Below are 19,846 nucleotides of genomic sequence, written 5' to 3'. Positions count from 1 at the left end.
CCCCAGAACAGTAAAACCAAGGCCTCAACGGTATGCCAAAAATAAAAATGCCGTTCACCTTAAGTGAACGGCATTACGCCATTTGGCGCCTTTTTATTGGGTAATAGCAAGCGTTATTAGATACTGTCTTCTAGGCCACCAAGCGCCTCAACAACCGCATTGATAAGCGCGATAAGCTCGCTGCTCATTAATGCAAAGTCAGCATCAAGTCTTGCCATCGGGTCGTCGTTGCCTAGGTCGTCGTTATCAGCTCTAAACTCTTCAGAGAACTTAAGGCGCTTAATCGCGGCATCGGACTGCAATACAAACGCAATTGATTGACCAAAATGCAGTGCTAACTTATGCACTTGCTTACCGACTTCAATATGTGCCAGTACTTCGTTTTCGCTTAAGTCTTGCTGCTTAAAGCGAACGATACCGCCTTCGTCAGAATCGCTCTTAAGCTCAGCTTCATCTTGCATTTCAAAGGCGGGTGGTGTTTTGCCTTCTTTTAGCCATTCAGTTAGCTGAGTTTCAATTGGCGTCTTAAAGCTGATTGGAATAATAGGTAGCGTGCCAATTGCTTTACGCAATAAAGCCATTAGTTCTTCAGACTTAGCTGCACTAGAGCTGTCAACGAGCACCATTTGAATTTCAGGTAAAATCAATGCACGAATTTGGCTACGACGAGAAAAAGCACGTGGTAATAAGGTCGTGGTGATCTCATCTTTAAGTGCGTCTTTTTCTTTCTTAGCGAGTTTACGGTTTTCTTCAGCCTCAATTTGACTGACTTTTTCTTCAAGTGCTTCTTTGATTACTTGAGACGGTAAAATCTTTTCTTCTTTAGTCGCGCAGATTAGGTGTCTGTCGCCAGCGGTGTGGATCAAAGTTTCGCCATGCTTGCCCATGGCCTTAGAGAATCCAAATTTACTGATGTCTTGGCTTGAGCAAGGAGAGAAAGTGAAGTCTTCCAGTGATTTTTCTAGTGAATCAGGGTCAACAGAGAAAGGCTTGTTAAAGCGGTATACAGTTAGATTTTTAAACCACATAGATAAGTGCTCAATCAAAATTAAAGCCGCAGTGTAAGGCATTGTCCGGTTCGGGTAAACCGCCTCATTGCCATCTTGGATCCTCATTATGCGACATTTCATTAAAGTGTCACATTTCTTACACTTTGGCTAAAAGGCACGCTAGCTCTGGGTTAGCGGATCTCAGTCGCTCAAGATTTAATAAATATGTCTTTATTCACTCTTTGCTGAAATAAAAATGCAACAAATCATCTTCATTATGGCGCTCGTCCGAACCAATAACTAAGACGAATAACGTCAAAAGGATTAAATGATGAACGTTTTCTGTAAAACTCTACTGGCTTCAGCTCTTGCTACTGCAACACTTTCTTCTGCTTATGCTGCGGACCCTCTTACGGTTTACGGCAAGCTAAATGTGACTGCACAGTCAAACGATGTAAATGATGAATCAACAACGACGATTCAATCTAATGCTTCTCGTTTTGGTGTTAAAGGTGCTTTTGAACTAAGCAACTCTCTTGAAGCGTTTTACACGATTGAATATGAAGTTGATACGGGTGACTCAAGTAAAAATAACTTTGAAGCGCGTAACCAGTTTGTTGGTCTTAAAGGTAATTTCGGTGCATTCTCTGTAGGTCGTAACGATACCATGCTTAAGATTTCACAAGGTAAAGTTGACCAGTTCAATGACCTATCTGGTGACTTGAAAAACTTGTTTAAAGGTGAAAACCGTATTGAACAAACAGCAACTTATGTAACGCCTTCATTTAGTGGTTTCAAAGTCGGTGTGACATATGCTGCTGACGGTGCAGGCTCGCAATACGGACAAGATGGATACAGTGTTGCGGCTATGTACGGTGATGCCAAGCTGAAGAACTCACCAATCTTTGCTTCTGTTGCCTATGATGCAGACGTAAAAGGTTATGAAGTTGTACGTGCAACGGTTCAAGGTAAAATTGCTGGGCTTAAGCTAGGTGGTATGTACCAGCAGCAAGAAGAGACGTATGAAATTGACGGCACGGCAACCGTTGGTGCAAAAAGCAAATCAGGTTACCTGTTAAGTGCAGCTTACCAAATTGAAGCGATTGTATTAAAAGCGCAGTATCAAGACATGGAAGATAAGGGTGATTCTTGGTCAGTTGGTGGCGATTATAAGTTAGGTAAGCCAACTAAGTTATTCGCGTTCTACACCAGTCGCTCATATGAGAAGGTTTCAAACGACGACAACTACGTAGGTATTGGTCTAGAACACAAGTTCTAAGCTGAAACTTTATTAAAAGGGGCTTAGGCCCCTTTTTTGATCTGGGCTTAAGTATGCTGTTTAATGGCATATTTTATGTTTGCTTTCGGCTATAGACTAGCGGCATCTGTACATAAATAAATACACTGCTAGCTAATGGAAACTTGGTATAAGCGGAAAGTAATATTTATGACAAAAATATCGTTTAATATGGCAAAATATCTCGGTGTTTAATATTAATGTCACAAAAGTGACCAATAATAGCATCGTAGAAATTCACTGATAGAAGATCGATTATGACTGCAAGGATTTTGATAGTTGAAGATGAGTTAGCCATCCGTGAGATGTTAACTTTTGTTTTGGAACAGCATGGTTATACCACTGTCGCTGCTGAGGATTATGACTCTGCACTCGATATGTTAACTGAGCCTTACCCGGATCTCGTATTGCTCGATTGGATGTTCCCTGGTGGTAGCGGTATTCAGTTAGCGAAGCGCTTACGCCAAGACGAATTCACTCGTCATATTCCTATTATCATGTTGACTGCGCGTGGCGAAGAGGAAGATAAGGTACGTGGCCTGGAAGTCGGCGCCGACGACTTTATTACTAAACCTTTTTCACCTAAAGAGCTAGTGGCACGGATTAAAGCTGTAATGCGCCGTAGTGCGCCTACTTGCCTAGAAGATCCTATCGATGTTCAAGGCCTGCAATTGGATCCTGTTAGTCACCGCGTCACTGTCGGTGAAGACGTGCTTGATATGGGACCCACAGAATTTAGATTATTGCATTTCTTTATGACCCACCAAGAACGCGTGTATAGCCGTGAGCAACTACTCGATAATGTTTGGGGGACTAACGTGTATGTTGAAGATAGAACTGTTGACGTACATATTAGACGCTTAAGAAAAGCGGTAACTCAATCAGGTCACGATCGCCTTATTCAGACCGTTCGCGGTGCTGGTTATCGTTTCTCTACCAGACTTTAGTTTTATATCAATCGTACTAAATATGTGATTGGTATTATACCCCATAGGCACAAGGTTGATTTTACGCTATCTTGTGCCGAGTCCTCCCATATGGTCGTTATATTGGTAACACATGTTTGATTCATATTCTGGGTACCGTTTAGTTTCCCGATTGGTGATTTATCTGGCTTTGTGTTTGTTGGTCGGTTTGCTTGTCGGTGAAGTGATTTGGATTTTGTTATTCGGATCGATTTCTCTGTTAATTTGGCATTATCGCCAATTATCTCGTTTAAATTTTTGGCTATGGCATGATCGCCGTCTTACCCCCCCAAATGGCAGTGGCAGTTGGGAAGGGGTATTTAATGGTATCTATCGCTTACAAGGAAAAAATCGTAAACGAGTGTCACAGCTTGCGTTTTTACTTGGACGTTTCAGGCAAGGTGCCGAAGCACTACCTGACGCAGCAGTTGTATTAGACTCTGAACATAATATTTTGTGGTGTAATAAACTGGCGCAATTGCTGTTAGGTTTTGTATGGCCACAAGATAATGGGCAGCGGATCGATAATCTTATTCGTCATCCGGATTTTTCCGCTTATCTTAAAAATAATGAATACCAAGAGCCGTTAGAGTTAGCGTCGCCTCAGTCTGAAGGGCATATTCTTGAAATCCGGATTATGGGCTATGGTGCAGGTCAACTGTTATTGATTGCCCGTGACATTTCCCGAGTTCGTCAGCTCGAGGGGATGCGTAAAGAGTTTGTCGCCAATGTATCTCATGAGCTAAAAACGCCATTAACAGTGCTGCAAGGTTACTTGGAAATGATGCAGTCTATGGCTGAACCAGATTCGCCGAATGTCAGGGCGATGGAGCTGATGCAGCAGCAAACAACGCGAATGCGCTCTATGGTTGAGCAGCTGCTGGCATTATCAAGAATTGAAGATGCCAGCGATGTGAATTTAGAGGTTAAGGTTAGTATGTCGCAGATGATAGATATCTTGCGTGATGAAGCCTTAGCCTTGGCGCAAGAGCAGTATGACATTAGTTTTTATTGTGAGCCTGGGCTTGATGTATATGGCAATGAATTACAGCTCAGGAGTGTGTGCTCGAATCTGATTTCTAATGCGATTCGCTATACTGAACCTGGTGGTAAAATTGAGATAAGCTGGCGCAAGATTGCCATTGGTGGTTTGTTTAGTGTTAAAGATAATGGCGAGGGGATTGCACCGCAGCATATTGGTCGGTTAACCGAGCGTTTTTATCGAGTCGATAGTGCGCGCTCAAGCCAGTGCGGTGGTACAGGTCTGGGGCTGGCGATCACCAAGCATGCGCTGCATCATCACCAAAGTGAACTCAATATTGCCAGTCAGTTGGGTAAGGGCAGTACCTTTAGTTTTGTGATCCCGCAAAACTTAATTGAGTATACGGTGCCAGATCACGAATAATGCGGCTGCTTTTAAAATAAATGTCATATAAAAACAGGCTTATGCCTGTTTTTTTTATCAATAGGTCTAAATTTGTTTGGCTTGTCATCGAAGTGTCACTTAGTAGTAATAGACTTGTCATCAATGGAGTCAATACTGACAGCGTTTTAAAATACTAAGATATCAACACTGGAGCAAAGAATGAAACTGAAACAACTTGTTGGCGCGGTAAGTTTTACTGCAGCGACTGTATTTTCTGCAGCATCAATGGCTGAAATCGACCAGTCTTTACCAACTTACGAAAAGACGAGCGGCGTGTCAGGTAATTTATCTTCTGTTGGCTCAGATACATTAGCGAACATGATGACGCTTTGGGCTGAAGACTTTAAGCAGCTTTATCCAAACGTTAATATTCAAATTCAAGCTGCAGGTTCTTCTACTGCGCCACCAGCATTAACGGAAGGTACTTCTCAGTTCGGCCCAATGAGCCGTAAGATGAAGCCAAACGAGGTTGAAGCATTTGAAAAGCATTATGGCTACCAGCCAACGGCTATTCGTGTAGCAATTGATGCCTTAGCGGTATTTGTGCATAAAGATAACCCAATCGAAGGCCTGAGCATTGAGCAGATCGATGGTATTTTCTCTTCTACTGATAAATGTGGCGGCGGTGATATTACTCGTTGGGGTGAAGTGGGTCTTGATGGCGGCTGGACGGCGAGAGATATACAGCTTTACGGTCGTAACTCAGTATCTGGTACCTACGGTTACTTCAAAAAGAAAGCGCTATGTAAAGGTGACTTTAAAGCGAACGTAAACGAGCAGCCAGGTTCAGCTTCAGTCGTGCAGTCTGTCTCTCAATCACTTAATGCGATTGGTTACTCGGGTATTGGGTATAAGACTGCTGGCGTTAAAGCGGTTGCGATTTCTAAAAAAGGCACAAACTATATCCCAGCTACTGCAGACAATGCGGCAACGGGCAAGTATCCACTGTCTCGCTACCTATACGTATATGTGAACAAGCATCCAAACAAAGATCTATCGCCAATGGATCGCGAATTCATCCGCTACGTACTATCGATGCAAGGTCAACAAATTGTTGAAAAAGACGGTTATGTTGCACTACCACGCAGCGTTATCGCAAAAGATTTAGCTAAAGCTGGCATTCGTCTTTAATGATGAGTTAGCACTCATCTTAAACGATGAATAGTGAACAAAGAAAAGGCCTCTAAATAGAGGCCTTTTTTAATGATTTCTTTAGCCTGCGCTATCATTGCTAATAGAGGTAACTACTTTTGCGCAGCTTTAAGCTGTTTAAGCCACACATCAAATTCAGCATCCATATCTGTTCCCCAACCCGCCAGCAATGCCTGGTAACGTGGGTAGTCACCTTTTCGAGTAAAGCCAAGCATGGTATCAACCTTATCTTTATGGTTCTCAATCATAAAGCGCACAGCTAAGTAACCCCAGCGATAAACTCTATCGGTGCCGCCATTTTGCTCGTAGCTTGTATTGAAGATCTCACTCAGGGTGTAGCTTTGTTCACTGCCAATTAAAGCCAGGGCTTTAGGGTTGTTATCACCAAGGGATATATACTCAGCGACACCTTCGCTCCACCAAACCGTGTGTGGGTAAAGCGGCGCAGGCTTAGGGCAATACTCTGGGCCACTGTGGGAGTCATGTAGTGAGAGGCAAAAATCGCCGTAGAGATTAAAACGACCATCGAGGTAATGCACATATTCATGTGCTAGATTCCAGACTTGGCCTTTTTTCTCATAGGCAACAAATTCAGCTTGGTTATCGCTCTTCCAAGGCAAGCCTTCTAAGTACATGCCACCGTTGTCGCTAGGCACGTCGAAGTGGTTAGTGACATGATCAACATAATCTTCCCTTGAGTGATAGACATTGGCACGCATGCTGTGATTGTTGTCATCGGCAACAGGTTTGTTTTGTGTGCCAAATAGTTTATGGAAGTTAGTTTCCTGTCTTACTAACAATTCGCACGCAGAGCTGATCTGATCTTTTGTTAAGGCTTGCGAGCGAATAACGATAGTATCACTACAGGCATGGTTTTGGTTTAACACGCTCTCTAGGCTAGCGTTTTCATCAGCTTGAACGACTGTAGGAAGTAGTGACATAAAAGCAAGGACGGGTAAGGCATGTTTATTTTTCATTGAGGCTTTCTCTGATTTATAGTTTTGCATACAATATTCACAAGTGTTTCATTTAGCTCTATTGATGTCAAACTGGGCTTTAATTCACATCAAATAGCGTTAAAATGCAATCAAATAATCAGTTACTTAAAAAGGATATGCCGTGTTAAAGCAATGGGATAATAATCATGATTACCACTCGTTTGCGAATACCGAACAGGTCAGAGTTAAGCATTTGTCGCTCTTACTCGATGTGGATTTTGATACTAAGCAATTAGCAGGGCAGGTCGAATTACAGCTAGATTACATTGACAAACAGACAAGCGAGCTATGGTTAGATACCCGTGATCTAACCATCGAAGGGATTTACTCTGACTCTCAACAAGCATTAGCATTTACCCTGGATAAGCAAGATGAGATCTTAGGGCAACGACTTAATATTCAACTTTCAGAAAGTGTAGCGAGTGTGGTTATCCATTACCGTACATCGCCGGGGGCGCAAGGCCTACAATGGTTAACGCCGCAACAAACCAGTGGCAAGACCTTACCGTTTTTATTTAGTCAGTCGCAACCCATTAACGCCCGTAGTTGGATCCCTTTGCAAGATACACCTAAAGCGAGAATCACCTTTGATGCGGTAATTAATGCGCCAAAAGGCATGCGAGCGGTGATGAGTGCAATGAATGATGCTAATGCGCCATTAACGGGGCAATTTAGTTTTACCATGGAAAAAGCGATGCCTACCCACCTGCTCGCTATTGCAGTTGGTGACTTAGCGTTTGGTGAATTAGGCCCTAGAACAGGTGTGTATGCTGAGCCTGAAGTGGTTGGCGCTGCGGTAGCAGAGTTTGAAGACACGGAAAGTATGGTAGAGGTTGCAGAGTCGCTGCTCGGGCCGTATCCGTGGGGTCGCTATGACATGATAGTGTTGCCGCCTAGCTTTCCATTTGGTGGCATGGAGAACCCTAGGCTGGCCTTTATGACCCCGACCTTGATTGCGGGTGATAAGAGTCTAGTCTCGACAGTTGCTCATGAGCTGGCGCATTCTTGGACCGGAAACCTTGTGAGTAATGCGACGTGGCGTGATCTTTGGTTAAATGAAGGCTTTACCACTTATTTTACTAATCGTATTGTTGAAGAGGTTTATGGTAAAGAGCTCGCTGAGCTTGAAGTGGTACTCGAAAATGGTCGTCTGCAAGAGGCGATTTCTACGACAGCAATAAAAGCGCAGACACTACCTGCAAATATGCAGCAGCAAGATCCTAATGAAGCTTTTAATCGATTTACCTACGATAAAGCCTCAATGTTTGTTCATGATCTTGAAAAGCGTCTTGGGCGAACAGCGTTTGATGCATTTTTATATGATTACGTGCAAGCCTTTGCATTTGAAGCGATCACTACCGAAACCTTTGTTGAGTATGCTAAGCAAACGTTGTTAAAAACTCACGCCGATAAGATCAGTGAAGCTGAGATGATGGAGTGGATTTATGGTGAAGGCATGCCAAGCTGGTTTGTTGAGCCAAAATCAACCAGCTTAGATAAGGTGACCATGGCGCTACGTGCCTTTGATGATGGCGCTAGTGCCTCTAGCCTGATGACTGAGGGCTGGCGCGTGCATCATTGGCAGTACTTCTTAACCAACTTACCGCAGCAATTGTCCCATGACGCCTTGGCCGATTTAGATAATACCTTTGGTCTAACACAGACAACCAATGCAGAGATCGCCTGTGATTGGTTTAGAGTCGCTATTCGTAACCGCTATGAGCAGGTGCTCGATGCGGTGAGCGCATACCTTATCAAAATTGGTCGAGGCAAGTTTGTGAAACCACTTTACGCAGAGCTCATTAAGGCTGGGTTTGAGAGTCAAGTACAGCAAATATATGCTAAAGCACGAGATGGCTATCACCCTTCGATTGCGGTGATGTTAGATCAACTACTGAAACGTAAGTAAAAAAGCAAAAAAAATGGCAACCTAATCAGGTTGCCATAACAATATCTAAGTAGAAATAAACAGCTCTTGCGCTAGCTAACCGTTTATTTCCGAGGGCAAACCTAATTGGAATGCCAAGGGAATGATGATGAACAATGAAACTAAGGTTAAACCAATATCTAAAGTCTTAAAGACTTAAATATTCACTTAACGAGAATCGGTTCATATAGTCAGAGTCGATAAATCTGAGTTAGTTCCCCATAAGTTGCAATTTATCTGCATTTATTTTCCACCATCGAAATATTATTCACATAAGCTACTAATTTAAAAGGATAATTAACACTCCGGTTTCAAGCGCTAATTTAAAATTAAAAGCTAGATAGTGATTGACGTGATTGACGTGATTGACGTGATTGAAGCTAATAGTTTGGTGTTAATTCTACTCAATCGTTTCAGCGGCTAGTGTTAAAGGCGAAGACTAATCAGGTTTTTCTGTGACTGTTTTCAATGACGGTATTGCGAGGATTAACTTGCAGTGTTAGGCCATGACCGGAATATTACTCTGCGAACCTATTGAACAAATATATCCCCAAAAGGCATTAAGAAAAGGCGTTAAGAAAAAAGTATTTTGAAAAAGGGATTAAAACAGAGTGACTATAAAGAGATGCATTATTAGAAAAGAGATTCACTTTTAGAGGCTAGAGGCACTTTATGGCGTTGAGTACTCGGGTTTCACCCAAGTTGCAGGCAAAAAAAATGGCAACCTAAACAGGTTGCCATAACAATATCTAAGTAGAAATAAACAGCTTATGCGCTAGCTAACCGTTTATCTCCGAGGGCAAACCTAATCGGAATGCCAAGGGAATGATGATGAAAAATGAAACTAAGGTTAAACCAACATCTAAATCCTTGAAGACTTAAATATTCACTTAACGAGAATCGGTTCATATAGTCAGAGTCGATAAATCTGAGTTAGTTCCTCATAAGTTGCAATTTGTCTGAATTTATTTTCCCGCGCGCGCATCATTTTTAATTAAATCGCTGATTTTATGATGTTAATTAAAGATAAGGATTAGGTGCCGATTGAGCTTACTCAATCGTTTTAGCGGCTATTGTCAAAGACTTTTTAAAGGCAAATGTTAAAGACTAAGACTCATCAGGTTTTCTTTGTGACGGTTTTCAATGACGGTGTTGTGGGGAATAACTAGCAGTGCTAAGCCATGAGATAGATTATTCTTAAGAGAAGGATTATGCACTGAGGCGCTGATAAGCGGCTAGAGTAGTCGATCGCTTTCCTATACTGATTGGTATGATTGCGGGGGCGATTTCTTCAAGTTGCAGATAAAAAAATGGCAACCTAAGCAGGTTGCCATAACAATATCTAAGTAGAAATAAACAGCTTATGCGCTAGCTAACCGTTTATCTCCAAGGGCAAACCTAATGGGAATGCCAAGGGAATGATGATGAACAATGAAACTAAGGTTAAGCCAACATCTAAAGCCTCAAGACTTAAATATTCACTTAACGAGAATCGGTTCATATAGTCAGAGTGTGAAATTTCAGATTAGTTCAGTTGGGTTTCAAATATTTTCAAAACAGCCAATGACGAGCAAAAAAAAGGGCAACCCAAGGGGTTGCCTGATTGATCTACATTGAGATCAAGGGGGCTGCGCTAGAAGCCCCAGGGAGAATGATGAACATGAAAAACTCAATGCTCAAAAAGTTAGAGGCGAGTATTTCGCTAAAGTTCAAAAAATAACGTGTAATATTTAATCTTTTTTTAAGATTATTCTAAGCTGCTAATTTTAAGAGCTAATTTTAAGAGCTAATTTTAAGAGCTACAGTAGTTTTAAAATATCAGCTTCAATCGCCATCGGTTTAGTGGTTGGTGCGAAGCGTTGGGTTACTTTGCCCTGTTTATCGACTAGAAATTTAGTGAAGTTCCATTTTACTCTTTCAGAGCCGAGTAAGCCTTTAGCGGAATGCTTTAAATACGCATAGAGAGGTGACGTGTTAGTGCCATTGACTTCAATTTTTTCAAATAGTGGAAACGTCACGCCAAAATTTAATTCACAAAATGAGCTAATGGTTTGGCTATCCCCTTTCTCTTGCTCACCAAACTGGTTGCAGGGAAACCCGAGTATGACAAGCCCCTGCGATTGAAGTTTCTGGTACAAAGCCTCAAGCTCTCTATATTGAGGGGTAAAACCGCACTCGCTGGCAGTATTGACGATCAAGACGACTTTGTCTTTAAAGTCCGCCAGTGAAACCGTTTTCCCCTGAATATCCTTAACTGCAAAATCATAAATTGAACTTGTCATCATTTTCTCCTTGTGTCGTTAGTCATACTCTATCGACATTTTTTACTTTTGTGCAATGAGTTTGATGGAAGATGAACAACTCGCTGCTGATTGTTACCCTTGAAGTAAGCAATAAAATGAGAGTGAAAGGGCGCTATGAGCGCCCTTTATCGTGGTTATTTAATCGCTGTAATAAAGTGGGACTTAAGGTGTTACAGGGGCAAATGACTCGGGAAAGTTGCGTTCCGTCGTTTCGCCAGCGGTCACAGTGACAGCTTGCTCTGCTGAGTCAATAAAGAATGGCAGGCTACCATCATCAGGTTCACGCAGATTAGACTCTTCTGGATCATCGTTTTGTGCTAGGCAGGTGTACCCAAGACTATAGGTATCGGCGACCACAAAGCCAAATTCGTATTCATAACCAGTGACATTATCGCTGCCATCTAGGATAGGGTTAACTCTCGCTGATGTGATGGGGGCGACCTGAGTTAAAATATTTGGACCGGTTCTAAAATCTGCCATCTGATCCAGCTCTGTTTCACTTGGGTACAGGTATACCGCAGGGCTAAACACTGAGCCTCCAGCGCTAGTTTCACAGTTGGTCATGGTTTGTTGGCTGATCTGACCTTGAATAGCACCAACCTCAGATGCATTAACGAGCTGCACTGAAGTGGGTTTTAGTGTCCAATATTCTTTATTGCCATGTGGCGCTTGAAGGCCTTTAGCGAGGTTGAACTCAGCCACAAAGTTATTGTTACCCGCTGCGATAGTAAATGATTTATTGAAGAAGAGGCGACCCGTGTTGTCTTCCTCGGCGCCAATACCGCCACAAGAACCATTACTGTTGGTGACTAAGCCTTCAATGTCACCACCAACAAACTCACCATTTTCATTTTCAGTTGCGCCACTAAGTACGTAGGAACTGTCATCGCTAGAGATGGTGTTATTCTCCATGTAAATACACATCTGGTATTCACCCACAGGAACGGACTGGCCACTGACTAGAGTTTCAACGGCTTGCCCCTGAAAACTTAACAGATCGACGTGCTGTAGCCCGTCATCATCCGTGGAAACATCGAATGAGATCGCACCGTCACTGTTTTTTAACACAACTTGCTTAAAAGCCACGTTAACAATGTTTGCGTCTGCTGGATTGTCTGACACCCCAAGGCTAAATATGCCTTGATCTGGCACTGGGTTGCTAGCGTCACCGTCGGAGCCACAAGCTGATAATATCAAGCCCATGGTGATAGCCATTGCGAGAGGGGATAATGTTAACTGTTTCATCTGTACACCAAAGCATTTCTTTCTAATAACTTAGTATAGTAGTTGTATAGTTGTTGCCTAATATTATCGCGTTTTTTAAATTCAACTAGACTTGTTTCAATCCTAAGCTGGTAAAGGCTTTGAGGATGAATAATCGATAAAGCGGGGCTTAAATTATCACATTAAGAAAACGAGATTAGCCTTTTTTCAGTAAAAGATTTCTGTAGTGCTAGCGCTTTCGCTAACATAAAGAATTAACAGGCAAAATTAACATTTCTTGATTTGTTACATCTGGATGCGGATGTGTTGCTTAAGTTTTGCTTGTTGCCTATTGGTTTGATTTGTGTTGACGCTCATTTAAAAGCAAGGTTTCAGACAAGGTTTATATAAAAAAGCGCTAATCCTTTGTGTATGCTTGCCGAAAGTTTACAAGTTTCGGGATCATAAATGACAGCTAAAACCTTAATGGCAACACTTTTACTGAGTGCTTTGTCTATCAATGCCTATGCGACAGACTTTACCTTTGGGCTTAATGACGACATGTTGTCGACCGAGCTGAAGTTTAATGTCAATAAAGATGTTAATGCATCTGTTGAATATATCTATGCTGATACGGGCGGGCAAATGTTGTCTGGTGCGATGCATATTGAACATGACGCTGGGATCCACCAATTTGAGTTAGGCGCCAAGTTTTCTCAAGTGTGGTCGAAGCGCAGCAGTAATGGCAATTTTGTCGGGATAGGCGGGCGTTATGCCATGCACCTAGGCTCAAATGTGTCTCTTCATGGTTCGGGCTACTATTCTCCTTCGGTATTATCATTTGGCGATATCGATGGATCCTGGCAGTTAGATGGTAAGGTGCAATATGCACTTAACCCTGCGTTAGCCCTATTTGCGGGTTATAGAAATATTCGTCTGCAGTATGATAATGCATCAAATTCGACGCTAGATTCGGGCTTCTATATTGGAGCAAAAGCATCGTTCTAAAGAACGGCTTACTCTCGATTTTATGAGATGTTAACCCTGCTTAGGCTGGCCATGAGCGAGCCTAAGCGATTCTAATATAAATCAATACCATACCATACCAATACCATACCAATACCATATCAATACCATATCAAGACTGCCTCAAGACCAGAGCAGATAAACTTCTTACTTTCCTATTGCGCATCGGGCCAATTTCATTTGTATCAATCAGTTATGCTTTTTTGGAGCTAGAGTTTTCCTCGTTATAACTTACTCCATTCTTGGCTGCACAAAGCTGTGCATTCAAAATAACTTACTCCATTCTTGGCTGCACAAAGCTGTGCATTCAAACCGCGTATGCCTCTTTGTGAGCAGCGCTCAAAACTTCAACCTTAAGTGAAATAGGCGAGCGTGAGCCAGTTAATTGAATTGCTGCTTATTTGTTGTTTATGTAAACTGTTGTCACACTTTGTTGCTTAAGTGCGAGTTAACGCATCCTTCGACCGATATAAAACTGATAGGTTACTTGGTTAATGCCAATAAAAATATTAATGCGACTTCTGCTGTTACTGTCAGTATTTGGATTGAGTGATGTGAGTTATGCTCAGCAAGAAGCCATGCTCGAACAGACCATAATTTTTAGTGCCGAAGCAGAAGATGAAGCGCCACAAGATTTTGAGCAGACTATCTCTTGGTTGGAAACAAAAAAACCACTCGGTAGCGTATCTCTTAATGGTGGTGACTACTGGATGGTGGCAGGTGTTATGGTTAACAGCTATGACACGCACTGGGCGGTTAATGTCAAAAATTCTATTATAGAGTCCGTTGATTATTGGTTAATCGGCGAGGACGGCTCAACTCAATATTTCAGCAGTGGTTATTATGCCCCTTACGAGTTCTTGTTTGATTACGCAAGAAGCGTAGAGATGAACATAGGTGTTAATTACTGGTTGGTTGCTCGAGTCAATAGTCGTTACTTCTCATCTCAGCCGAAACTGCAAGTTCAACAATACCAAGAACATAAGCACCAGTCAGATCTCTATGCCTTGTTTATTATTCTTTGTTTAGGTGGATTACTGTTTATTGCGCTATATAACGGGATCATTTTTGTGTCTATTCGTGATAAAGCATTTCTTTATTATGCTTGTTACGTTTTATGTTATTTGGTTGGCTGGGCGCTCACTTTTCATCTACCTGCACACCTGTTTGATTTTCATGGCTTGGAGTTACACCACCTGTTTTTTATTAGCTTACCAATATTTAATATATTATTTTACATACACTTTTTGCAGCTTGCTGAGTTGTCACCGAAACTATGGCGTCTAAGCTTAGGGCTAATGTGGTTATGTATTATAGCCCTGCCAACGAGTATATACCTGGTCTCTTATACGGCGATAATCGCTTCAGTATTGATCATGTTATGGATCGGGTTGGCGATGGTTTGTGGTAATGTCTGTCTATTAAAAGGGTTTCCCCCAGCGCGATATTTCTTGTTAGCCTTTACTTGTTTGCTGTTACCGGCAGTACTTATCTTGCCGGGAAATATGGGGCTGACACCTGATTTTTTTGATAACGCAGAACTGGCTACTTTAGTGGGAGGTACTGCCGATGCGTTGTTATTATCATTTGCGTTAGCCTATAAAATTCGTCTGCTGTCCGAAGAGAAAGAGCGCCACATCGAAACATTAGAAGTCGCTAGGAAAAATGCCCGCACCGATAAGCTCACAGGATTACCGAATCGTTTTGCATTTGATGAAGGTATGCAGAGGGGGATCCCTTTTGGTGCTCAAGCATCGAATCAATTATGTTTGGTTTTAGTGTCGTTAGAGGGGGTGACGCTACTCACTCGAAAGCTGGGTCATAATGAGGTCGATAAGGTTATTTGTGGTGTGGCTGATTATCTCCGTCAGGCTTATGACGACACCGACAGTAAGTTAATCGATACCTATCGCATAGCAGACAATAGTTTCGTTATTGTGTGTGAGGCTGAGTTGCTGCAAAAGATACAGCAGCGAGTTTCACGGATCCAATCTGGTTATTTAATCGAACATTATAGTGATATGAGTATCCATCTTGGTGTTAGCTTAAATACGGATGTGAATGATAGCAGTCAATGGCTAAGGCAAGCTGAGCAGCGTTTATACAAAGATCAAAGTGTTAAGCGCCGAGAACGTTATGCACAAAGCTTAAGTCAAATATAGGCTGAGTGTTACGCCTTACAATTAGACGTTTACAGCTCTTAATCAATCGTTAGAGAGAAAGAGCCTGTAAACTTAGTTTTAGTTGGCTTCTTTAAACTAATTCATTGCCGTTATAAGGTGAAAACTCAGTATCATTATCAACGCGTTTAGAGTTGTTTCTCTGTTCTCGTCGACGCTGCTTTTTACGCTTACTCTTGCTGATTTCATCTAAATCTGGACCAAAATCATCATCCCAGTCATTGTCTTGAACAAAATCGTATGTATTTCTCATGCTCTAAATTCCAGTCTTACTTAACCTTGTTTTAAGCGGGCTGTGATTATGGCAAGCCAGCCTAGTTTCTGTTTGATTTTAGCGAATTAAAGTGACAAGTAAATGACGAAATACAGGTGAGAATATTGCTCGAAAAAAAACGCCATACAAGAGATGGCGTTTTTATTGAAACATCTGGATTGAAAATGTCTTTGAAGGCAAAGAGCCCCGCTAACGACGGTTATCGTTTGGACATTTTTGCAACGAACATGCCGTCAGTGTCGGCCTCTTGAGGCCAGATAGTCAGCATGTTGACTTGCTCACCGGTGAATGGGTGAGTCAATGTTTGTAATTCAAACTCAGGGTTAGATTGCAAAAAGGCATTGACCACTTGCTCGTTTTCAATCGGCGAGAGCGAGCAGGTTGCATACACGAGTTGTCCTTGCGGCTTAACGGCCTTAGCACTGCGACTTAATATATCTAACTGCAGGGTGTGCTTATCTGTCACCACGCTTGCATCATCGAGCCAACGCATATCTGGGTTACGTCGCCATGTGCCTGTGCAGCTGCAAGGCGCGTCGACTAAGACACCATCGAAAGACTCGGCTTGTACTGGCAGTGCTTCACTCTTCCACGGAGCAATACTTATAGCGTTAAAACCTGCACGTTTAGCACGTTTGGTTAATTCCTCTAACGGCTTTCGACGAATATCTGATGAGACGATGCTACCGCGAGCCTCATGGTCCTGCTTAAGCATTAATGAGCGTAGTTGTAGTGACTTGCCACCGGCACCGCTACAGGTATCCCACCACTTTTCATCAGCTTTAGGGTTACAAATTCGGCCAATGACTTGTGAACCTAGATCTTGGATCTCTAGTTCACCGCGTTGATAGGCGCCAATAGCATTGAGGTTAATGCTCTTATGTCCAAGGCTTACTGCATCATCAAAGTATTCACTGGCGATAGCGGTAACGTCATCGGTAGCAAGTGACTCGATAAGTTGCTGTTGGGTTAGTGTTTGCGCGCGAGCCCAAATTGGCGGGCGAGTGCACATAGCCTCAACAATTGCGAGTTGTTTTGTGGGATCAGTTTGAGCGACTTGCCAAAACCATTGAGGTAATAGTTGTTGCTCATTAATGCTGTCATCATTGAGCTGCTGTCTTACTCGTTGGCACTTTTCACCGATACTTGGGAACAATTGCTCTGTGGCACTTAAGTTAAATTGCTCTGACTGATTGGCAAATTCACGCCAGGCATCGCTAAACTGAGTCCATTTATGAGCCTCTAACTCCGCCACTATTGCTAAGCAGGCAAACCAGCTAGGATCTTGTTGCTCGCTAGTGTGGATCTGCTTGAGCCAACCCCACCATCGAAACAGTGCGAATAGGCTTTCTCGAATGACACGTCTATCTTTAGAACCGTGTTTCTTGTTGGTTCTGAAGTACTCTCCAACAATGCGGTCGGCGGGCAGTTTTTCATGCATCACACTTAAAAAGAGCTGATGTATGGTATTGCTATAGCTTAACGCTCGTTTTTGCGCCGGAGATTGTGCTTGGAAAGCATCTTGAGGAGATGATGACGGTTCTATCATTAGAGTGTGCCTGAAGTAGCCTGTATTGGGCTGGAAATAAAAACTGGCGCAATTGTAGCAGAGATTGTTGCTGAGTGTAGAGGCGCTTAATAGAAACGCCTCATGGTATTTGCTAATGAACTGAGAAAGTAGCTAATAGTAACAGACTCAACCCGGTGCGACTTGAATGTGTGACGAGCCACCGCTATCGATACTGAGGTTATTGACTCTAATGATTCGCTTATTCGTTTAGTAATCTAAATCTAATGCGAAGCACAAATAGCGCATCAATTGCTGACAAGAGACAAACTCACTCGCACATTGTTCAACAAAGTCAGGCGCGCACACTTGCTCGATAGTTAGCGGCTTTATTGCGATAAAATCTTTTCGCTTTAGCTCATCAAGCAAAGGATGATTTTTATCATAACCTTTCGGTGGTCGAATAAGTTGGCTGCCTTGCATTTCAAAGTCATAGTGAGTGAGTTCCCGCAGTGCTTTTTTGTAGCCGTTGGGGTTTTCATCAATGCAACTGCGAATAGCGTTTAGGGCTGGTGATTGTGGCTGCCAAATTCCAGCCCCGATAAAACAGCTATCGTTGGCTAGATGAAGGTATAAACCGGGGGCATGCACATCTTTGGCTTGAAAATGCCTAAACTGGATGCCGACATTGGTTTTGTAGGGGGTTTTATCTTTACTAAAACGACTGTCTCGTTGCGGTCGCATCATGCTGCCACCCACCTTTTTCGGGACTGCGGTTAATCTGGGTGAAAGTGCGAGTATATGTGGCTGCATCATTTCGATAAATGTTAGCGCAGGTGTACGTACATTATCCTCATAGCGAGCTTGATTAGCCTTAAACCATTCTCGATCGTTATTGACTGAAAGCTCGTTTAAAAAATCAAAACACTCAGGAGTAAATACGCTCATTCGAAAACACAACCTTGGTTGATGGGGGAAAGATGAAGCTGTTAAATAATACCAGTCGGAATAAATACTAACTTAGTCAATGTACTTGTTGCTACTCATTCAAGGGCGATAGCTGTTAAAATGTGGCTGATTAAATCTGGCCTGTACTTGATCTCAAGCCTTGGGCCTAGCGACATGGCATATTGCCTGTCATAGCTCAATCATTAAATCGGTCATCTATAAAGAACAAATTAGGAGCAGTAATGAAAGTTTGGGTCGATGCAGACGCGTGTCCGGGTGTAATTAAAGAGATGTTATTTAGAGTGGCAGACAGAGCCAAAGTAGAAGTAACGCTGGTGGCTAACCATTGGATGCGTATACCGCCATCTCCCTATATCAACCTTGTTACTGTTTCTTCAGGCTTTGATGTGGCCGATGATGAAATCGTCAAACTGTTAACCGCAGGTGATTTAGTGATCACAGCAGATATTCCACTGGCGTCAGAAGTTATCGACAAAGGCGGTGTGGCACTCAACCCTCGCGGCGAGCTCTATACCGAGCAAAACATCAAATCAATTTTAAATATGCGTGATTTTATGGACACTATGCGTGCCAGTGGCGTTCAAACGGGTGGGCCAGCTGCGATAGGTGCGAGTGATAAGCAAGCATTCGGTAATCAGTTAGATCGGTTTATTACCAAACATCATAAGCCCTAACGTCTAAATGACTAAGTGATAGTAGCGGCAAACGAATGCTAGAGATGTTTAATAATATTTGAAAGTGTGAAAGGAGAGCAAATAGCTCTCCTTTTTTAGTTTTTAGCCCTAATGCTTTTTTAGGAGGTGACTTTTTGTAGAGGCAGCGAATCACTTTTTATCAGTCGTATTTTGTCGATTTTATGTTAGATAAGAAAACTGTCCAGGCGAGCTGATTAGCTTTTACTATAATGTCAGTAATCGAAGTTGATAATAGTACGTGGATAGTTGTTCTGTGTATTAGCAATGAATGGCTTGAGGTACTTTTCATAGAGTAGGTAGAAAAATGACCGAAATTAAAATCCGCCAAATAGGTACCGATCTAGGCTTAATATTACCGGCTGAAGTCGTGGAGCAATTGAACATCGGAGCTGGTGATAGCATTAGGCTCGAAACATTACCACATGGTTGCTATAGATTAGTCAAGATTGAGGAGCAACTCGCTGAGCAAATTACCTTAATTGAAAGCTATATGCATGAAGAAGATGCTTAATGGCGATTCATCAATGCTTAAGGCTTAATAAGTACGTCATCTAATGGGGAAGCCCTGAAGCCCATTAATCATTGAGATAATTCCAATGATTAATTGAAAACGGCTTTCTTGAATGATACCAATCAGTATAAAGGTGTGATCGCTTTGCGAGAGTGCAGCGTTTCTGGGCAAGAATATTAATTACTCCTCGGTAACGGCTCCTGCATTACTCTGCCTCACATAAACATAAACATAAACATAAACATAAACATAAACATAAACATAAACATAAACATAAACATAAACATAAACATAACCATAACCATAACCATAACCATAACTATAACTATTATAAGGCAGCATTAACGACATTTACGCAACTGACCTCCACGCTCTGAAGCGTTCCTGCGTTTTAAAGGCATTTTCCCTGTCCCACAGTCATACA

The 19,846-nt window shown here is 42.3% G+C and carries 16 protein-coding genes; 9 read left to right on the top strand and 7 right to left on the bottom strand.

Annotated features, from left to right (window positions below; all coding sequences use genetic code 11):
* Positions 1–116: 116 nt before the first annotated feature.
* Positions 117–1,028, bottom strand: coding sequence for a recombination-associated protein RdgC (gene rdgC / locus ACVBIU_RS09795; RefSeq protein ID WP_447160191.1), 912 nt, complete (start codon positions 1,026–1,028; stop codon positions 117–119).
* Between the two features lie 289 nt (positions 1,029–1,317).
* Between rdgC and ACVBIU_RS09790 the strand changes: the two genes are divergently transcribed.
* The 4 genes from ACVBIU_RS09790 (at position 1,318) to ACVBIU_RS09775 (ending at position 5,808) form a co-directional block, all read left to right on the top strand.
* A complete protein-coding gene (locus tag ACVBIU_RS09790; protein WP_447160035.1) occupies positions 1,318–2,268 on the top strand; it encodes a porin in 951 nt (316 codons plus the stop codon).
* 275 nt (positions 2,269–2,543) lie between these two features.
* Complete coding sequence (gene phoB / locus ACVBIU_RS09785; protein WP_447160034.1) at positions 2,544–3,233, top strand: phosphate regulon transcriptional regulator PhoB; 690 nt, start codon at positions 2,544–2,546, stop codon at positions 3,231–3,233.
* 112 nt (positions 3,234–3,345) lie between these two features.
* A complete protein-coding gene (gene phoR, locus ACVBIU_RS09780; RefSeq protein ID WP_447163644.1) occupies positions 3,346–4,656 on the top strand; it encodes a phosphate regulon sensor histidine kinase PhoR in 1,311 nt (436 codons plus the stop codon).
* A 180-nt stretch (positions 4,657–4,836) separates the two neighbouring features.
* The gene (locus ACVBIU_RS09775; RefSeq protein WP_447160032.1) at positions 4,837–5,808 is read left to right on the top strand and encodes a PstS family phosphate ABC transporter substrate-binding protein; all 972 of its coding nucleotides are present in this window, start codon (positions 4,837–4,839) and stop codon (positions 5,806–5,808) included.
* 113 nt (positions 5,809–5,921) lie between these two features.
* On the opposite strand, the gene ACVBIU_RS09770 is transcribed toward ACVBIU_RS09775, so the two are convergent.
* Positions 5,922–6,806 (bottom strand): collagenase, encoded by an 885-nt coding sequence (locus ACVBIU_RS09770; RefSeq protein ID WP_447160031.1) that lies wholly within the window; start codon positions 6,804–6,806, stop codon positions 5,922–5,924.
* Between the two features lie 142 nt (positions 6,807–6,948).
* On the opposite strand from ACVBIU_RS09770, the gene ACVBIU_RS09765 reads away from it, so the two are divergent.
* Positions 6,949–8,736 carry a M1 family metallopeptidase gene (locus ACVBIU_RS09765; protein WP_447163643.1) on the top strand — a complete coding sequence of 596 codons (1,788 nt, stop codon included), beginning with the start codon at positions 6,949–6,951 and terminating at the stop codon, positions 8,734–8,736.
* A 1,817-nt stretch (positions 8,737–10,553) separates the two neighbouring features.
* Here ACVBIU_RS09765 and ACVBIU_RS09760 read toward each other — a convergent pair.
* Together ACVBIU_RS09760 and ACVBIU_RS09755 are read right to left on the bottom strand one after the other, a co-directional pair.
* Complete coding sequence (locus ACVBIU_RS09760) at positions 10,554–11,036, bottom strand: glutathione peroxidase (RefSeq protein ID WP_447160029.1); 483 nt, start codon at positions 11,034–11,036, stop codon at positions 10,554–10,556.
* Positions 11,037–11,219: 183 nt separating this feature from the next.
* The gene (locus ACVBIU_RS09755) at positions 11,220–12,302 is read right to left on the bottom strand and encodes a DUF4382 domain-containing protein (RefSeq protein WP_447163642.1); all 1,083 of its coding nucleotides are present in this window, start codon (positions 12,300–12,302) and stop codon (positions 11,220–11,222) included.
* Positions 12,303–12,728: 426 nt separating this feature from the next.
* Here ACVBIU_RS09755 and ACVBIU_RS09750 point away from each other — a divergent pair, with 426 nt between their 5' ends.
* Together ACVBIU_RS09750 and ACVBIU_RS09745 are read left to right on the top strand one after the other, a co-directional pair.
* The gene (locus tag ACVBIU_RS09750; protein WP_447160027.1) at positions 12,729–13,268 is read left to right on the top strand and encodes a YfaZ family outer membrane protein; all 540 of its coding nucleotides are present in this window, start codon (positions 12,729–12,731) and stop codon (positions 13,266–13,268) included.
* A gap of 530 nt (positions 13,269–13,798) precedes the next feature.
* Positions 13,799–15,448, top strand: coding sequence for a sensor domain-containing diguanylate cyclase (locus ACVBIU_RS09745; RefSeq protein ID WP_447168802.1), 1,650 nt, complete (start codon positions 13,799–13,801; stop codon positions 15,446–15,448).
* A gap of 91 nt (positions 15,449–15,539) precedes the next feature.
* On the opposite strand, the gene ACVBIU_RS09740 is transcribed toward ACVBIU_RS09745, so the two are convergent.
* The 3 genes from ACVBIU_RS09740 to ACVBIU_RS09730 form a co-directional block, all read right to left on the bottom strand.
* Complete coding sequence (locus ACVBIU_RS09740) at positions 15,540–15,719, bottom strand: hypothetical protein (RefSeq protein WP_447163640.1); 180 nt, start codon at positions 15,717–15,719, stop codon at positions 15,540–15,542.
* A 220-nt stretch (positions 15,720–15,939) separates the two neighbouring features.
* Entirely contained in the window at positions 15,940–17,289 is a 1,350-nt protein-coding gene (locus ACVBIU_RS09735; protein WP_447163639.1) for an RsmB/NOP family class I SAM-dependent RNA methyltransferase, read from the bottom strand.
* A 228-nt stretch (positions 17,290–17,517) separates the two neighbouring features.
* Complete coding sequence (locus tag ACVBIU_RS09730; protein ID WP_447160023.1) at positions 17,518–18,195, bottom strand: DUF2461 domain-containing protein; 678 nt, start codon at positions 18,193–18,195, stop codon at positions 17,518–17,520.
* Between the two features lie 242 nt (positions 18,196–18,437).
* Here ACVBIU_RS09730 and ACVBIU_RS09725 point away from each other — a divergent pair, with 242 nt between their 5' ends.
* Positions 18,438–18,890 carry a YaiI/YqxD family protein gene (locus ACVBIU_RS09725; protein WP_447160022.1) on the top strand — a complete coding sequence of 151 codons (453 nt, stop codon included), beginning with the start codon at positions 18,438–18,440 and terminating at the stop codon, positions 18,888–18,890.
* 325 nt (positions 18,891–19,215) lie between these two features.
* On the top strand, positions 19,216–19,422 hold the full coding sequence (locus ACVBIU_RS09720) for a hypothetical protein (protein ID WP_447160021.1): 207 nt from the start codon (positions 19,216–19,218) through the stop codon (positions 19,420–19,422).
* Positions 19,423–19,846: the final 424 nt, after the last annotated feature.

The sequence above is a fragment of the Shewanella sp. 30m-14 genome (genome assembly GCF_052977125.1).
Note: the sequence above shows the minus strand (reverse complement) of the source record. Positions and strands in the feature narration are given on the sequence as shown.

Excerpts from the sequence above, each read along its gene's own strand:
- ACVBIU_RS09770 (WP_447160031.1), bottom strand. The coding sequence starts at position 6,806 with ATGAAAAATAAACATGCCTTACCCGTCCTTGCTTTTATGTCACTACTT.
- ACVBIU_RS09755 (WP_447163642.1), bottom strand. The coding sequence starts at position 12,302 with ATGAAACAGTTAACATTATCCCCTCTCGCAATGGCTATCACCATGGGC.
- ACVBIU_RS09790 (WP_447160035.1), top strand. The coding sequence starts at position 1,318 with ATGATGAACGTTTTCTGTAAAACTCTACTGGCTTCAGCTCTTGCTACT.
- phoB (WP_447160034.1), top strand. The coding sequence starts at position 2,544 with ATGACTGCAAGGATTTTGATAGTTGAAGATGAGTTAGCCATCCGTGAG.
- ACVBIU_RS09730 (WP_447160023.1), bottom strand. The coding sequence starts at position 18,195 with ATGAGCGTATTTACTCCTGAGTGTTTTGATTTTTTAAACGAGCTTTCA.
- ACVBIU_RS09750 (WP_447160027.1), top strand. The coding sequence starts at position 12,729 with ATGACAGCTAAAACCTTAATGGCAACACTTTTACTGAGTGCTTTGTCT.
- rdgC (WP_447160191.1), bottom strand. The coding sequence starts at position 1,028 with ATGTGGTTTAAAAATCTAACTGTATACCGCTTTAACAAGCCTTTCTCT.
- ACVBIU_RS09735 (WP_447163639.1), bottom strand. The coding sequence starts at position 17,289 with ATGATAGAACCGTCATCATCTCCTCAAGATGCTTTCCAAGCACAATCT.
- ACVBIU_RS09745 (WP_447168802.1), top strand. The coding sequence starts at position 13,799 with ATGCGACTTCTGCTGTTACTGTCAGTATTTGGATTGAGTGATGTGAGT.
- phoR (WP_447163644.1), top strand. The coding sequence starts at position 3,346 with ATGTTTGATTCATATTCTGGGTACCGTTTAGTTTCCCGATTGGTGATT.
- ACVBIU_RS09720 (WP_447160021.1), top strand. The coding sequence starts at position 19,216 with ATGACCGAAATTAAAATCCGCCAAATAGGTACCGATCTAGGCTTAATA.
- ACVBIU_RS09760 (WP_447160029.1), bottom strand. The coding sequence starts at position 11,036 with ATGACAAGTTCAATTTATGATTTTGCAGTTAAGGATATTCAGGGGAAA.
- ACVBIU_RS09725 (WP_447160022.1), top strand. The coding sequence starts at position 18,438 with ATGAAAGTTTGGGTCGATGCAGACGCGTGTCCGGGTGTAATTAAAGAG.
- ACVBIU_RS09740 (WP_447163640.1), bottom strand. The coding sequence starts at position 15,719 with ATGAGAAATACATACGATTTTGTTCAAGACAATGACTGGGATGATGAT.
- ACVBIU_RS09775 (WP_447160032.1), top strand. The coding sequence starts at position 4,837 with ATGAAACTGAAACAACTTGTTGGCGCGGTAAGTTTTACTGCAGCGACT.